15 protein-coding genes and 1 pseudogene are annotated in these 14,414 nt (G+C 71.6%); 9 read left to right on the forward strand and 7 right to left on the reverse strand.

What is annotated here, in order from left to right; genetic code table 11:
• Both ACWIHT_RS44165 and ACWIHT_RS44170 read left to right on the forward strand, forming a co-directional pair.
• The coding region (locus ACWIHT_RS44165; RefSeq protein WP_456174289.1) for a helix-turn-helix domain-containing protein at positions 1-629 on the forward strand (629 nt) is incomplete at its 5' end.
• Positions 630-687: 58 nt separating this feature from the next.
• Positions 688-927, forward strand: a pseudogene (locus tag ACWIHT_RS44170) (hypothetical protein); the annotation flags it as partial.
• 25 nt (positions 928-952) lie between these two features.
• On the opposite strand, the gene ACWIHT_RS44175 reads toward ACWIHT_RS44170, so the two are convergent.
• Together ACWIHT_RS44175 and ACWIHT_RS44180 are read right to left on the reverse strand one after the other, a co-directional pair.
• A complete protein-coding gene (locus ACWIHT_RS44175) occupies positions 953-1,522 on the reverse strand; it encodes a Uma2 family endonuclease (protein ID WP_456174291.1) in 570 nt (189 codons plus the stop codon).
• 37 nt (positions 1,523-1,559) lie between these two features.
• The gene (locus ACWIHT_RS44180; RefSeq protein WP_456174292.1) at positions 1,560-2,486 is read right to left on the reverse strand and encodes a DUF3027 domain-containing protein; all 927 of its coding nucleotides are present in this window, start codon (positions 2,484-2,486) and stop codon (positions 1,560-1,562) included.
• Between the two features lie 453 nt (positions 2,487-2,939).
• Between ACWIHT_RS44180 and ACWIHT_RS44185 the strand changes: the two genes are divergently transcribed.
• From ACWIHT_RS44185 to ACWIHT_RS44200, 4 genes are all read left to right on the forward strand, one after another.
• Positions 2,940-4,364, forward strand: coding sequence for an MFS transporter (locus tag ACWIHT_RS44185; RefSeq protein ID WP_456174293.1), 1,425 nt, complete (start codon positions 2,940-2,942; stop codon positions 4,362-4,364).
• Positions 4,365-4,437: 73 nt separating this feature from the next.
• Positions 4,438-4,902, forward strand: coding sequence for a DUF2771 domain-containing protein (locus tag ACWIHT_RS44190; protein ID WP_399115490.1), 465 nt, complete (start codon positions 4,438-4,440; stop codon positions 4,900-4,902).
• Entirely contained in the window at positions 4,872-5,552 is a 681-nt protein-coding gene (locus ACWIHT_RS44195) for a futalosine hydrolase (protein ID WP_456174383.1), read from the forward strand. Before ACWIHT_RS44190 ends, ACWIHT_RS44195 begins: the two co-directional genes overlap by 31 nt.
• Positions 5,549-6,403, forward strand: a complete 855-nt coding sequence (locus ACWIHT_RS44200) for a 1,4-dihydroxy-6-naphthoate synthase (protein WP_456174294.1) — start codon at positions 5,549-5,551, stop codon at positions 6,401-6,403. Before ACWIHT_RS44195 ends, ACWIHT_RS44200 begins: the two co-directional genes overlap by 4 nt.
• Before the next feature lie 194 nt (positions 6,404-6,597).
• Here ACWIHT_RS44200 and ACWIHT_RS44205 read toward each other — a convergent pair whose 3' ends face one another.
• Complete coding sequence (locus ACWIHT_RS44205) at positions 6,598-6,981, reverse strand: cold-shock protein (RefSeq protein ID WP_019072514.1); 384 nt, start codon at positions 6,979-6,981, stop codon at positions 6,598-6,600.
• A 138-nt stretch (positions 6,982-7,119) separates the two neighbouring features.
• Between ACWIHT_RS44205 and ACWIHT_RS44210 the strand changes: the two genes are divergently transcribed.
• The gene (locus tag ACWIHT_RS44210; protein WP_026179132.1) at positions 7,120-7,368 is read left to right on the forward strand and encodes an SUR7/PalI family protein; all 249 of its coding nucleotides are present in this window, start codon (positions 7,120-7,122) and stop codon (positions 7,366-7,368) included.
• Here ACWIHT_RS44210 and ACWIHT_RS44215 read toward each other — a convergent pair.
• Positions 7,347-7,997 carry an HAD family hydrolase gene (locus ACWIHT_RS44215; RefSeq protein ID WP_456174296.1) on the reverse strand — a complete coding sequence of 217 codons (651 nt, stop codon included), beginning with the start codon at positions 7,995-7,997 and terminating at the stop codon, positions 7,347-7,349. The two genes, ACWIHT_RS44210 and ACWIHT_RS44215, sit on opposite strands and share 22 nt — an antisense overlap.
• 63 nt (positions 7,998-8,060) lie before the next feature.
• Positions 8,061-9,056, reverse strand: a complete 996-nt coding sequence (locus ACWIHT_RS44220; RefSeq protein ID WP_456174297.1) for a hypothetical protein — start codon at positions 9,054-9,056, stop codon at positions 8,061-8,063.
• 130 nt (positions 9,057-9,186) lie between these two features.
• On the opposite strand from ACWIHT_RS44220, the gene ACWIHT_RS44225 reads away from it, so the two are divergent.
• Positions 9,187-11,865, forward strand: a complete 2,679-nt coding sequence (locus ACWIHT_RS44225) for a helicase-associated domain-containing protein (RefSeq protein WP_456174298.1) — start codon at positions 9,187-9,189, stop codon at positions 11,863-11,865.
• Positions 11,866-11,956: 91 nt separating this feature from the next.
• On the opposite strand, the gene ACWIHT_RS44230 is transcribed toward ACWIHT_RS44225, so the two are convergent.
• A complete protein-coding gene (locus ACWIHT_RS44230; RefSeq protein ID WP_456174300.1) occupies positions 11,957-12,439 on the reverse strand; it encodes an NUDIX hydrolase in 483 nt (160 codons plus the stop codon).
• An 86-nt stretch (positions 12,440-12,525) separates the two neighbouring features.
• Between ACWIHT_RS44230 and ACWIHT_RS44235 the strand changes: the two genes are divergently transcribed.
• Entirely contained in the window at positions 12,526-14,169 is a 1,644-nt protein-coding gene (locus ACWIHT_RS44235) for a DNA repair helicase XPB (RefSeq protein ID WP_456174301.1), read from the forward strand.
• 18 nt (positions 14,170-14,187) lie between these two features.
• Here ACWIHT_RS44235 and ACWIHT_RS44240 read toward each other — a convergent pair whose 3' ends face one another.
• On the reverse strand, positions 14,188-14,370 hold the full coding sequence (locus tag ACWIHT_RS44240; protein ID WP_456174302.1) for a hypothetical protein: 183 nt from the start codon (positions 14,368-14,370) through the stop codon (positions 14,188-14,190).
• Positions 14,371-14,414: the final 44 nt, after the last annotated feature.

A 14,414-nucleotide genomic window follows, 5' to 3' on the forward strand; every position in this document is an offset into this window, starting at 1 on the left:
CCACCCGCTTCCCCGAGGGCAAAACCCGAATCGCCGCCGCCCTACGCGAGCTGGAGACCCACGGCTACCTCCGCCGCGAACGCCACCGCATCCCCGACGGCCGCATCATCACCCGCACCATCTCGTGCAACCAGCCCGGCAGCGGACGTAGGGACCACAAAGAGTCCCAACCCCACACGCGGCCCAAAGCAGCCAAGGCCACCGCACCCCACCCCCGCAAAGCGCTGCCGCCCGTACCACGCCCCGCCTACCCCTCCCCCACCCTCATCCAACGAGCCACGGACCTCCTCACAGACCTCCGCCGCCACGACCCCCGCCTGCTCCTGTCGACCTGCGACACAACCCACCTCGCGCCGGGTGTCGCAGCCTGGCTTGAACGAGACGTCACCCCCACCGCCGTACGCCACACCCTCACCACAGACCTCCCACCCGAAGCCCTACGCCGCCCCGCAGCCCTCCTGGCCCACCGCCTGACGACCCAACTCCCGCCCCCACCACCGTTCCGCACCCCCGCCCCACCACCGCCGGTCCGCCACCCCCTCCAGAACTGCGACAACTGCGACCGAGCCTTCCGCTCCCCCACCCCAGGCCACTGCCACGACTGCCGAACCACCGTTGCCACCGCCTGAGAAAGCCGACCACGGGCACGAGTTGATCCCCCGTCCCGAGCTGACTCCCGATGCCGAGATGCAAGCCATGAAGGACGACGACGCCTTCGCCAAGGCGGTCGAGTGGCGATCCCTCAGCCCGGGGCAGAGTTGGGTCCTGATCTGGGTCAGGGACATCGAGATCGCCCGCCGCCCGGACCTGTCCAGCCGCTACGTCCAGGCGAAGAGCAACCTGGAACACGAGGATCCGGTCGTGGCGAGGGAAGCCCTGGGTGAGCTGAGCACGGTCCGCGACGAAGCGATGAAGGCCGTTCACGGGTCGGCATCCCCGTCGGCCCCGCTCGTCAGCGAGCGTCCGGCTCCGGCTCCGGCTCCGGCTCCGGAACGGGGAGTTCGTCTAGGTCGAGGGTGAAAGTGCGACCGTCGGCCAAGGGGATGGGGAGTTTGCCGGTGCCGTACTTGTGGGTGTGTGCCGCGATGTAACCCGTGCCGGTCGGCTGGGTGTGGAGGACGACTTCCCGCGCGTGGGGGTCGACGACCAGGTAGATGGGGATGCCGTAGCGGCCGTACTTGGCCGTGCAGTCGTCGTAGTCCTTGCGGACGGACGAGGTCGAGACGACCTCGGAGATCAGCAGGACGTCTTCGAAGCTGTAGCGCTTGCCTTCCCGGCGGGCGTCATCGCGGAGAATGGCCAGGTCGGGGGCGGAGTACTCGTCGGCGGGGAAGTCGATGTACACGTCGGAGGGGGTCTTCGCGTGACGCCCCAGGGACACGACCGTGTCGTACTGCATCGACTTGATCGTGCTGGAGTGCTCGAAACTCCGCGGCGTCAAAATGATCTTCCCGTCGATTCCGAAGAAAACCACATGCCCCTCGGGGAACTCGGTACGCGCAATCGTCGAGTCGATGCTCATGGCGCTGCTTCTTCCCATCCGCCGCCAGAATACGGCCCTACGAATGCCCCAGTTCCGCCGAATCCTCGTCCACGCCCACCGGAACCGAGCCCGAGTCCGCCGCAGGCCGCAGCGGGAACGGGTCGACCACCGTCTCGTCGATCACCGGGGCCGGGGGCTGGGGCGGTTTGGGCATGACGGCTGCTTCCGAGTGGCCGCCGCAGCCGTAGGACAGGGACACGACGTGGCCGTCGGCCGGGGAGAATTCGTTGGCGCAGACGCCGAAGGCTTGGCCCAGGGAGCCGCCGACGGCGACCAGGAAGCCGCAGCTGACGCACGCCGCGGGGGCCGCCTGGGCCATGGGGGTCTTGGGGCCGTAGCCGTCCTCCCAGCGGTCGGCGGCGACGTGCAGGCCGTAGCGGGAGAGGACCCGGGCTCGGCGGATGCCGAGTTCTTCGGCGACCGCGGCGATCGAGCCTCGGGTGGGGGCGACGGGCAGAGCGGAGGGCGCGCCCGCCGTCACCTCCGCGTCCTCCGCCTCGACCAGTTCCGCCATCTCCTCGGAGACCGCGGAGTTCGGCGGGGGCTCGTCCTCGCCGGTGTAGCCGGGCTCCAGGCGCAGGTCCTCCGCGTCCGTGGGGAGCAGGTCGCCGGGGCCCATGTCGCCGGGGCGGAGGCGTTCGCTCCACGGGACCCATTCGGGGGCGAGGAGGGAGTCCGGGCCGGGGAGCAGGACGACCTCGTCGAGCGTCACCAGCTTCGCCCGGGACGCCCTCGCCACCGTCACGGCCCAGCGCCAGCCCCGGTAGCCGAACTCCTTGCACTCGAAGAAGTGCGTGACCACACGGTCGCCCTCGGATTCGAAGCCCGCGTGTTCGCCGACCACGCCGGGCGCGGCGGCCTCCTCGGCTGCGGCACGGGCGAGGTCGACGGCCTCGGCGCACAGGCGGTCAGGGGTGCGGCTTCGCGTGGTCGCTGCGCTCACAGGTATCGCTTCTCTCCTACGCCGTCTCACGGGTGCGCCTGTTGCGGCGAAGGGAGCGGACGGAGCGGCTGAAAGACATGTACCAGGCCCTTGGGGGCACTGGTGGAGGGCCGCGTCGACGTCCGCGCCCGATCGCGCTCGGGCACGCCTACGCCATCCATTCTGCGGGATGGCCGAGAGGCGCGCGGCCGAGAACAATCGCCACGGCGCGCTACGCACGCTACCTTCTCCCGGGCCATGCGCCCACACCGACGGCCCCTCGGGCGGTGCGCGGCGATCAAACAGTGACCTGCGGACGCCTCTGCGGGTGGCTGTGGATACCTGCGCGGCCCCGCCCCAAGACCCGTGCACGCTCACGCAAAGAGCTGTGCAACGGCAGTGAATCCACCCCCACAGGCCGCCATACGTGCGGTAACGGCACTACTCGCGCCGTTCTCGGGGCACTATGACGGGGTGGCAGCCGCGAGGTCGCCCCAAGGTGCCACCGGTGTCGGTGGAGCCAAGGGGAACATCCGAGGTGGCGGTTCGGGCCGGGTCGGCGGTTCCGTCCGCGCGATGGGGCGTGCCCTGCACTTCCCCGTCACCGGTACCGCCCGGGGCATCCGCAAGGCGACCCACGCGCACGGCGCGGGCGAGTCGGGCCTCGGCCGGCTGATCGAGCTGCACGCGGTGAACGGTGCCGGCGATGTCATGATCACCGTCGCCCTCGCGTCGACCGTCTTCTTCTCCGTACCGACCGATGAGGCGCGGGGCCGCGTCGCCCTGTATCTCGCGATCACGATGGCGCCGTTCACCGTTCTCGCGCCGGTGATCGGGCCCCTTCTCGACAAGCTTCCGCACGGGCGCCGCGCCGCGATGGCCGCCGCGATGCTGGCCCGCGCGCTCCTCGCGCTGATCATCTCCGGCGCGGTCGCCAGCGGCAGCCTGGAGCTGTATCCGGCCGCCCTGGGCGCCCTGGTCGCCTCGAAGGCGTACGGCGTCGTCAGAAGCGCCGTGGTGCCCCGGCTGCTGCCACCCCGTATCTCCCTGGTGAAGGCGAATTCGCGCGTCACCCTCGCCGGGCTCCTCGCCACCGGCGTGGCCGCCCCGATCGCCGGCGGGCTGCACGCCATCGGCGACCCCTGGCCGCTCTACGGCGCCTTCGTGATCTTCGTCGCGGGCACGGTGCTGTGTTTCTTCCTCGACCCCAAGGTCGACTCCGCCAAGGGCGAGGACACCGCGCTGCTCGCGGCCGACGAGAACCATCTGCACGGCCCGCATCCCAAGGAGGTCAAGCGTCCTGGGCTGCGCACGGTCGGTATCGCCGTCACCCACGCGCTCGGCGCCAACGCGGCGCTGCGCTGGCTCTCCGGCTTCCTGACCTTCTTCCTCGCGTTCCTGCTGCGCGAGCATCCGATGACCGGGCAGAGCGCGGCCGTGTCGCTGGGCATAGTCGCGGTGTCGGCGGGCGTCGGCAACGCGCTCGGTACGGCGGTCGGGTCCTGGCTGCGGCAGCGGGCGCCGGAGATCATCATCGTGACCGTGGTCGCGCTGGTGCTGGGGGCGGCGATCACGGCCGCGATCTTCTTCGGTGCCGTCCTGGTGGCGTGTCTCGCCGCCATGGCCGGGTTCTGCCAGGCGCTGGCCAAGCTGTCCCTGGACGCGCTGATCCAGCGGGACGTGCCCGAACTGGTGCGGACCTCGGCGTTCGCGCGCTCGGAGACGATGCTCCAGATGGCCTGGGTGTTCGGCGGCGCGATCGGCATCGTGATGCCGCTGAACGGCGCCCTCGGCTTCACCCTCGCCGCCGCGGTCATCGCCCTGGGCTGGCTGACCACCCTGCGCGGGCTGCTCGCATCGGCACGTCACGGGACCGGCGGACGCCCGCGAGTGGCCTAACCCGCGCCACCCGGTCCGGCACGCCGTACCCCACGTGGGGGGAGGAGTGGACGGGCCCGATAGCCTTCGCCCCATGACCATGCAATCCGCTGTGCGACGCCGCCGCGCCGTCGCCGCCGCCGGCGCCGTTTCCGCCGGACTGCTCGTCCTGTCGGCGTGCGACAAGCCGACGCCGATCTCGACGATCACCGTCGGGAGGAACTCGGTCCACACGGAGGCCACCTGCTACAACGACGGCGACGCGGTGAAGACCGCGGACCTGGCGAAGTGCCTCAAGGCCTCCACGTCGATCTCGGTCGACCCGGACGAGACCGTGCGCTTCGGTGTCGACCCGAAGATCGCCGACAACGGGTGGACGATCCTGATGAACGGTCAGCCGCTGACCGACTCCAGCAAGAAGACCTACCGGACGATCCCGGGCAGCGTCTTCTTCAACACCCAGTACGGCGCGACCGGCAACTCCACCGTCGTCTCCATCAAGGAGGGCGACAAGACGGTCAAGGGCATCTGGTCCTTCAAGTTCAAGAAGGACTCCTGACCACGTCGTCCCCACGCGTCCTCGTCGCCACCGCCGTCCCGGCCGAACGGGACGCGGTGGCACGGGCGTTGACCGGTGACCGGATCACCGTCCTCGCCGTCGGGGTGGGTCCGGCCGCCGCTGCCGCCGCCACCGCGACCGCCCTCGCCCACGCCTCGTACGACCTCGTCGTATCGGCCGGGATCGGCGGCGGTTTCCAGCCCGAGGCACCCGTCGGGTCCCTGGTGGTCGCCGACGAGATCACCGTCGCCGACCTCGGCGCGGAGACCGCCGACGGGTTCCTCCCGGTCACCGACCTCGGCTTCGGCGCCATCACCCACCGTCCGCCGGCCGCACTCGTACGGGCGCTGGCGACCGCGACCGGCGCCCGCGTCGGCACCGTACTGACCGTGTCCACGGTGACCGGTACGGCCGCCCGCGCCGCGGAACTCCGCGCCCGCCACCCGCGGGCCCTCGCGGAGGCGATGGAGGGCTTCGGCGTGGCCGAGGCGGCCGTCGCGCACGGCGTCCCCGTCCTGGAACTGCGCGCGGTCTCCAACCCCGTCGGCCCGCGCGACCGCGCCGCCTGGCGCATCGGCGACGCGCTCGCGGCCCTGACCGAGGGATTCGGGAAGTGCGCGCCCGTACTGGAGAGTTGGGAACAGGTATGACCTCATCGACCGAGCCTCTGCGCATCGCCTACTCCCCCTGCCCCAACGACACCTTCGTCTTCGACGCCCTCGCCCACGGCCGGGTACCGGGCGCGCCCGCGCTCGACGTGACCTTCGCGGACATCGACATCACCAACGGCATGGCCGAACGCGGTGAGTTGGACGTGCTGAAGGTGTCGTACGCCGTGCTGCCGTACGTGCTCGACGAGTACGCGCTGCTGCCGTGCGGGGGTGCGCTGGGGCGGGGGTGCGGGCCGCTGGTCCTCACCCGGGGCTCCGGCGTGGACCTGACCGGCCGTACGGTCGCCGTGCCGAGCGAGCGGTCGACCGCGTATCTGCTGTTCCGGCTCTGGGCGGCGGACACGGTTCCGGGCGGGGTGGGCGAGATCGTCGTCATGCCGTTCCACGAGATCATGCCGGCCGTGCGGGACGGGAAGGTCGACGCGGGGCTCGTCATCCACGAGGCGCGCTTCACGTACCAGAACTACGGGCTGCACAAGCTCGCGGACATGGGCGAGCACTGGGAGGCGACCACCGGTCTGCCGATCCCGTTGGGCGCGATCATCGCCAAACGGGCCCTGGGCGGCGAGCAGTTGAACCTCCTCGCCGACTCGATCCGGACGTCCGTGCGCGCCGCCTGGGACGACCCGGAGGCCTCCCGCCCGTACGTCATGGCACACGCCCAGGAGATGGACCCGTCTGTCGCCGACCAGCACATCGGCCTGTACGTCAACGAGTTCACCGCCGACCTCGGCGAGGACGGATACGCGGCGATCCGGGGGCTGTTGACGCGCGCGGCGGCCGAAGGGCTGGTGCCCGCCCTCGGCCCCGAGGCGCTGTCATTCCCCTGAACCCCCCGCCACCGGCCGCCGGACGGAGTCCGGCACAGCCGCCCGCAGCCCGCGCAGCGGCGCAAGGACGGCAGAAGGAGGGGCCGCGGCGATCCGGGGGCCGTTGACACGCGCGGCGGCCGAGGGGCTGGTGCCGCCCCTCGGGCCGGACGCGCTTGAATTCCCGTCGGTGTAGTGGCTAGTCGGTGCAGTGGCTATACGTCCAACTGGTCGGCCACCGCGCGCAGTAGGCCCGCGATCTTGCCGCCGGAGGCCTTGTCGGGGTAGCGGCCCTTCTCCAGCATCGGGGTGATGTTTTCGAGGAGGGTCGTCAAATCCTGGACGATGGAGGCCAGTTCGTCCGGCTTCTTGCGCTGGGCCGCCGCGACCGAGGGGGTCGGGTCGAGCAGCGTGACCGAAAGTGCCTGGTCGCCGCGCTGACCGGCGACGACCCCGAACTCCACGCGTTGTCCGGGCTTCAGGGCGTCAACTCCGGCCGGCAGTACCGAGGAATGGACGAAGACGTCGCCGCCGTCGTCGCGGGAGAGAAAGCCGAAGCCCTTCTCACTGTTGAACCACTTGACCTTGCCGGTGGGCACGTCTGTCCTCGTCCTCGTACTCGTCGGAAAACTGCTCGGAAAACGCTGGGGAACTGCCGGTACCAAGGCTAATGGTCTTCAGGCCGGTGACAAGACGTCGCCGGACTGTTCCTGTGCGCAGGGAACTACCCTGGTCGAGTGCGTGACAAAACCCAAACGAATTCCGCCGTGGCCGGTGACCGACTGATCCGTGCCGGTGCCATCGTCTTCTTCGTCGGCGCGGTGGCCACACTCGTCACCGTGGTACCGCTGCTGCTCCATACGACGCCTTTTCCGACGTACATGTACCTCTTGAGCATGCTCATGGGCGTCGGATTCCTGCTCGCCGCGGCCGGTGTGCTCCAGTCCGTGGCCGCCGGGCGCCGTCAGGCGCGCGTCACGAGGTAGTCCGAAAGCCACCGGGGGAACTCGGTGAGATCGCCGAGCACGACATCCGCACCGGCCGTCCGCAACTCCTCCGCATCGCACGGCCCGGTCGTGACCGCGACCGACAGGGCGTCGGCACCGCGGGCGCCGCGCACGTCCCCGACGTGGTCGCCGACGTAGACGCTCGCGCCCTCCTCGCGCAGCGCCTCCGCCTTCCGCTCGGCCCACAGGTCGCCGATCACCGCGTCGGCGTCGATGCCGAGGTGCGCGAGGTGCAGCTTCGCGTTGGGCTCGTACTTCGCGGTGACGACGACCGCCCGCCCACCGGCCGCCCGCACGGCCGCTATCGCCTCACGGGCGCCGGGCATCGCCGGGGTCGCGGCGATGGCGATCGACGGGTACATCCCGCGGTACAGGTCGGACATCGCGGGCACCTGGTCCGCCGGGAACCAGTTGATCAACTCGTCGGCCAGCGGCGGCCCGAGCCGGGTGATCGCCAGATCGGCGTCGATGTACGTCCCCGTCCGCTCCGCCAGCGCCAGGTAGCAGGCGTGGATGCCGGGCCGGGAGTCGATGAGGGTCATGTCGAGGTCGAAGCCGACGGTCGGGGCGGGCGAGGAGTAAGAAGTCAAAGAAGTCATATGGGCCATTGTGCCCAGTCCCTACGACGACCCCACCGGACCCTCGATCGCCCCACCGGGCCCTCGATCGCCCTACCGCTGCCGTTGCGACCGCCACACCAGGTACAGCGCCGACGCCACCGCCGCGCCGCGCACCACCCACGGCCAGGTCTCGGAGATCGCGTCGTTCATGTGGCCCTGCGCGATGGGGGTGCCCCAGCGGCCCTCGTTGCGGCCCCAGAGCCAGACGATCCCGGCCGCGACGGCCGCCGTCGGCAGACCGATCACCGCCGCCTTCGTCTCGGCGTCGGTCAGCCGCTTGGAGGCGTACGCGATGAGCCAACCCAGCAGCAGCGCGAACCAGTTGCCGAGTACGGCGCCCACGACGAGCAGCGTGGCGGCGATCAGGAGGAGGGGGTTGGACCAGCCTCCGGTGGGGAGGCGGGGGACGACTCGGCGTCGGCGGGCGGGGGCTTCCGGTGCCTGCTCGACGGCCGGTGCGGTCGCCGGTTCCGGTTTCGTCGGGGGTGCCTCCGGAGGCTCTTTCGGCGGGGGCTTGAGCAGTTCCGGGATCTCCACCCCGCCGGTGAATCCGGGCACGCTGTCGCCGAGCGCGAACCCGTTGCCGTTGCCATTGCCGTTGCCCTCCACCCGCCACCAGTCGGGTTGCAGCACGCTGTTGCCGAGTTCGGCCGCGCTCGCGAGGTGCGGCGGGGCGGCGGAGTCGTCGGGTTGCGGTGCGGGGGCGGCCTTGGTGGGGCGCGGACGCGGTACGACCCGGCGCAGACCCTTGGGCCGTAGATCGTCCTCGTGGTCGCGCTGTACGGGGACGGAGGTGGACGGCGCCCGGGGGACACCGGCGCCGGTACCGGCCGCGGCGACGACCTCGTCCGGGGTGCCGAGGCCCTTCAGGATGCGCTGGACGGCGGCGGGTGTGTCGGCGGTGGCTCCGGCGCGGCGCCGGTCGATCTCGTTGCGCAGCTCCGACACCAGCCGCATGCGGGTGACCGAGGGCAGCTGGCGTTGCTGCGCGACGTCACCGACGCGGCTCAGATACTCGTAGACGACCTGGTCGCTCTCGATACCCACGAAGTCCCCTCCGGGGCGGGTGCGTTGGATACCCCGTGGTGACAGACGTTACCGCCAGCGGGCCCGGTGCCGGGAACCTCACGTCGTGCACGCTCCCCCACGGTCACACCCACCCGCTACCGTGGGTCGGATGAGCACTCCGGCCACGCCGCCCCGTTCGCTCGCGGAGGCACTCCGAACCAGGGACGACGCCTCCCTGGCCGCGCTGCTGCGCAGCCGCCCCGACCTCATCACGCCCGTGCCCACCGATCTCACCCAGCTCGCGACCAGGGCCGGAACGCGCGCTTCGGTGGTGCGGGCGCTGGAGCGGCTGGACCGTTTCACGTTGCAGACGGCGCAGGCGCTGGCCGTGGCGGCGGACCCGGCGCCGTACGACGAGCTGCTGGGGCTGATGGCGGGCGACGCGCGTGATCCGGCGGTGGTGAACGCGCTGCCGCGCGCTGTCGCGGCGCTGCGCGAGCAGGCGTTGGTGTGGGGTGGGGAGGACCGGCTGCGGCTGGTGCGGACGGCGCGTGAGCTGCTGGCGCCGGCGCCGCAGCATCCGTCGCCGACCGGTCTCGGTCCTACGGTCGCGGAGGCCACGGCGGGGATGTCGCCGGGCCGGATCCAGGAGATCGTGACGGCGGCGGGCCTGCCCTCCACGCACGACCCGGTGTCGGCGGTGGCCGCGCTCACCAAACTGTTCACGGCCCGGCGGCGGATGAAGACGCTGCTGGCCGGTGCCCCCGAGGACTCGCTGGAGGTGCTGAACCGGCTGGTGTGGGGGCCGCCGTACGGGCAGGTGACCGCCGATCCGGCGGCCCGGCTGCGCTGGCTCATCGACCGGGGGCTGTTGCTGCCGACGGCGCCCGGCACGGTCGTACTGCCGCGTGAGGTGGCCCTGTATCTGCGGGCCGGGCGGGCGCACCGGGAGACGGAGCCGGTGGCGCCGCCGGTGGAGGCGAAGGCGACGCACCGTCCACAGGTGGTGGACGCGGCGGCGGCCGGGCAGGCGTACACGGCGCTGGCGACGGTCGAGGAGTTGCTGAAGGACTGGGACGAGGGTGGGCCGACGGTGCTGCGGGCCGGTGGCCTCAGCATCCGCGACCTGAAACGGACCGCCGTCGCGCTGGACCTGGCCGAGCCGGTCGCCGCGTTCTGGGTCGAACTCGCCTACGCCGCGGGCCTGTTGGCGTCCGACGGCGAGGCGGACGAACGGTATGCGGCGACCCCGGCGTACGACGAGTGGCTGGAGCGGCCCGCCGCGCAGCGCTGGACGCATCTCGCGGAGACCTGGCTGACGGCGACCCGGACGTCCGGGCTGGTCGGCGGCCGGGACGCGAAGGAGCGCACGCTGTCGGCGCTGGGCCCCGGCCTGGACCGCTCGGCCGCCCCGGAGGTACGGCACCGGGTGCTCATGCTGCTCGCCGCGCTTCCGGAGGGCGCCTCACCGGCCACGGAGTCGGTGCTGGCCCGGCTGCGCTGGGAACGGCCGCCGCGGGGCACGGGCGGTGCGGCGCCCCAGTCCGACGACGACCTGCGCAGCCGCCTGGCCCGCTGGACCCTGGACGAGGCCGAGTTGCTGGGGGTGACGGGGCGGGGGGCCCTGTCGGGGCAGGGGCGGGCGTTGCTGGGGGCGGCGAAGGGGACGGTGGCGGGGGGACGGGCGGCGAAGGGCGCGGTGGCGGATGACGCGGCCGCGAAGGGCACGGCGGCGGGTGCCGGGCGGGCGACGGGCGGCGGCGGGTCCGGTCACGCGGCCCCCTCCGCTTCCGCGGACTTCTCCGCCTCGCGTGCCGGTGCGGGTGCCGGTGCCGGTGCCGGTGACAAGCTCCCCGTCCACCACCGCGCGCCCGCCCTCCCCGAACCGTTCTCCCCCGCCGAGCAGGCCGTGGCGAGTGCCGCCGCCGCCCGGCTGCTCGCTCCGCTGCTGCCCGAGCCCTTGGACCACGTCCTGTTGCAGGCGGATCTGACGGCGGTGGCCCCCGGCCCGTTGCAACGGCCGCTGGCCGATGTGCTGGACGTGCTCGCCGACGTGGAGTCGAAGGGCGGTGCGACGGTCTACCGCTTCACACCGGGCTCAGTGCGCCGCGCCCTGGACGCGGGCCGCTCGGCCTCCGACCTGCACGACTTCCTCACCGCGCACTCCCGTACGCCCGTCCCGCAGCCCCTCGCCTATCTGATCGACGACGTGGCCCGCAGACACGGCCATCTGCGGATCGGCGCGGCCTCGGCGTATGTGCGCTGCGACGACGACGCGGTGCTCAGCGAGATCCTCGCGGACAAGCGCTCGGCGGGCCTGCGGCTGCGCCGGCTGGCGCCGACCGTGCTGGCGGCGCAGGCGGATCCGGCGGCGCTCCTGGACGGGCTGCGCGCGATGGGCTTCGCACCGGCCGCCGAGTCCGCCGAGGGCGACGTCGTCATCACCCGCGCCCATGCCCACCGCACCCCGCCCCGCACGGCTCCGGAACCCGTGCCGGACGGTCCGCCGACCCCGGACACGACCCTCCTGTCGGCGGCGATCCGCGCGATCAGGGCGGGCGACCGCGCCTCCACCACCCCGCTGAAACCGTCGGCGACCCCGGCCCCGAACGGTGAACTCCCCCGCACCGGTTCCGCCGAGACCCTCGCCACCATGCAGGCCGCCGTCCTCACCGGCACCGCCCTCTGGATCGGCTACGTCAACGCCGAGGGCTCCGCCAGCCAGCGCGTCATCGCGCCCATCCGCGTGGAGGGCGGCTTCGTCACGGCGTACGACCACACGGCGGACGAGGTACGGACGTATCCGCTGCACCGGGTGACGGGGGTCGCGGAACTGGCGGAGGGGTAGGGGGGTGTGGGGGTACGTCTGAAAAAGTGTGTCACTTTCGCCCACAAGTGTCACACTTTTTCAACTGGGTCCCTGCCCCGGCCGCCTCGCCTCAGCCCAGATACCGGTCCAGTGCCTCGACGGAGTCCGCGACGAACGTCGGCCACCGGGCCATCTCCCGCAACTCGCCCTCCGCGACCCACGCGTGCCAGGCGATCTCGTCCGGGTCGGGGGTGATGTCCGTACGGACGACCGCCTCGTGGACGCCCATCCAGTACGGGCTGATCGCGCCCTCGCACAGGTACTTGAAGGCGAACCGGACCGGCGCCACCACCCCGAGTTCCTCCGTGAGTTCACGAGCCGCCGCCTCCTCGTAGGACTCCCCGACCTCCGCGGCGCCACCGACCAGGAAGTTGTACTGCCCCGGGAACCGGGACATGTCCGCCGCCCGCCGATGGACCAGGACCCGGCCCTCCGCGTCCCGGCAGACAGTCGTCGCGACCCGGTGCAGCCAGCGGTGCGCGATGGCCTCGCCCCGGTCCACGGTCCCGACCACCCGGTCCTGTTCGTCCACCCGTTCCACCAGTTCTCCCATGGCCCCCAGCCTCACAGAGCCGCCTGTGATCATCGGCCGGTAGTGCACACTTGACGTTTGGCCGTGCGGAAGGGATGTGTACGTACGTGAATGGCCCCCTCATCGTCCAGTCCGACAAGACCCTGCTTCTTGAGGTCGATCACGAGCGAGCCGACGACTGTCGGCGCGCCATCGCGCCGTTCGCCGAGCTGGAGCGGGCGCCCGAGCACATCCACACCTACCGGGTGACACCGCTGGGGCTGTGGAACGCGCGGGCCGCCGGGCACGACGCCGAGCAGGTCGTGGACGCGCTGGTCGAGTACAGCCGGTACCCCGTGCCGCACGCGCTGCTGGTCGACATCGCCGAGACCATGGACCGCTACGGCAGGCTCACCCTGTCCAAGCACCCCGCGCACGGGCTCGTCCTCACCACCACCGACCGGCCGGTGCTGGAGGAGATCCTGCGTTCGAAGCGGATCGCCCCGCTGGTCGGCGCCCGGCTCGACCCCGACACCGTGGCCGTGCACCCCTCCGAGCGCGGGCAGATCAAGCAGGTGCTGCTGAAGCTGGGCTGGCCGGCCGAGGACCTCGCCGGGTACGTCGACGGCGAGGCGCACCCGATCGAGCTGGACGAGAACGGCTGGGCGCTGCGGCCCTACCAGAAGCAGGCCGTGGAGAACTTCTGGCACGGCGGCAGCGGTGTCGTCGTGCTGCCCTGCGGGGCCGGGAAGACCCTCGTCGGCGCGGGGGCGATGGCGCAGGCCAAGTCGACCACGCTCATCCTCGTCACCAACACCGTCTCCGCCCGGCAGTGGAAGCACGAGCTGATCAAGCGGACCTCCCTGACGGAGGAGGAGATCGGCGAGTACAGCGGGACCCGGAAGGAGATCCGGCCCGTCACCATCGCGACCTACCAGGTGCTGACGACCAGGCGGAAGGGCATCTATCCCCACCTGGAACTCTTCGACTCCCGCGACTGGGGCCTGATCCTCTACGACGAGGTGCACCTCCTGCCCGCGCCCGTCTTCAAGTTCACCGCCGACCTCCAGGCCCGGCGCCGCCTCGGTCTGACGGCGACCCTCGTCCGCGAGGACGGCCGTGAGTCGGACGTGTTCTCCCTCATCGGGCCGAAGCGGTTCGACGCGCCCTGGAAGGAGATCGAGGCGCAGGGCTACATCGCGCCCGCCGACTGTGTGGAGGTGCGCGTCAACCTCACGGAATCCGAGCGGCTCGCGTACGCCACCGCGGAGACCGAGGAGAAGTACCGCTTCTGTGCGACGACCGCGACGAAGCGGAAGGTCACGGAGGCGATCGTGCGCCGGTTCGCGGGCCAGCAGATCCTCGTCATCGGGCAGTACATCGACCAACTCGACGAGCTGGGCGAGCACTTGAACGCGCCGGTGATCAAGGGCGAGACGTCCAACGCGCAGCGCGAGAAGCTCTTCGGCGCCTTCCGCGAGGGCGAGATCAGCGTCCTCGTCGTCTCCAAGGTCGCCAACTTCTCCATCGACCTGCCCGAGGCGACCGTGGCCATCCAGGTCTCCGGCACCTTCGGCTCCCGCCAGGAGGAGGCCCAGCGCCTCGGCCGCGTCCTGCGACCCAAGGCGGACGGTCACAAGGCCCACTTCTACTCGGTCGTCGCCCGCGACACGATCGACCAGGACTTCGCCGCCCACCGCCAGCGCTTCCTGGCGGAACAGGGTTACGCGTACCGGATCATGGACGCGGACGAGATCCTCGCGGAGAACTGAACCCCGGCACGACCTACGTCACTTACGGCGTATGCCCGCTTCCTCACCGTACTCACCGAGGACGACCACGCTGAACGCGGCGCCCGCGAACACTTTTATGGCGCGAAGGGCATTGCCCAGGCGATGGGGGCGGGTGCCGCCGGTGACCGGTGTGGCACCGGACGGGCGGACGGGGACCGGGTGGATGGTTGCTGCGCTCATGAATCCATGGTGCGTCTTGGGACATAAGGTCGGCATCGGTCCAG

This window comes from Streptomyces sp. NPDC002276 (assembly GCF_053891435.1).

Bases quoted from the DNA above. Each gene is read 5' to 3' on its own strand.
- ACWIHT_RS44175 (WP_456174291.1), bottom strand. From the start codon at position 1,522: ATGAGCATCGACTCGACGATTGCGCGTACCGAGTTCCCCGAGGGGCAT.
- ACWIHT_RS44190 (WP_399115490.1), top strand. From the start codon at position 4,438: ATGACCATGCAATCCGCTGTGCGACGCCGCCGCGCCGTCGCCGCCGCC.
- ACWIHT_RS44200 (WP_456174294.1), top strand. From the start codon at position 5,549: ATGACCTCATCGACCGAGCCTCTGCGCATCGCCTACTCCCCCTGCCCC.
- ACWIHT_RS44215 (WP_456174296.1), bottom strand. From the start codon at position 7,997: ATGGCCCATATGACTTCTTTGACTTCTTACTCCTCGCCCGCCCCGACC.
- ACWIHT_RS44225 (WP_456174298.1), top strand. From the start codon at position 9,187: ATGAGCACTCCGGCCACGCCGCCCCGTTCGCTCGCGGAGGCACTCCGA.
- ACWIHT_RS44230 (WP_456174300.1), bottom strand. From the start codon at position 12,439: ATGGGAGAACTGGTGGAACGGGTGGACGAACAGGACCGGGTGGTCGGG.
- ACWIHT_RS44240 (WP_456174302.1), bottom strand. From the start codon at position 14,370: ATGAGCGCAGCAACCATCCACCCGGTCCCCGTCCGCCCGTCCGGTGCC.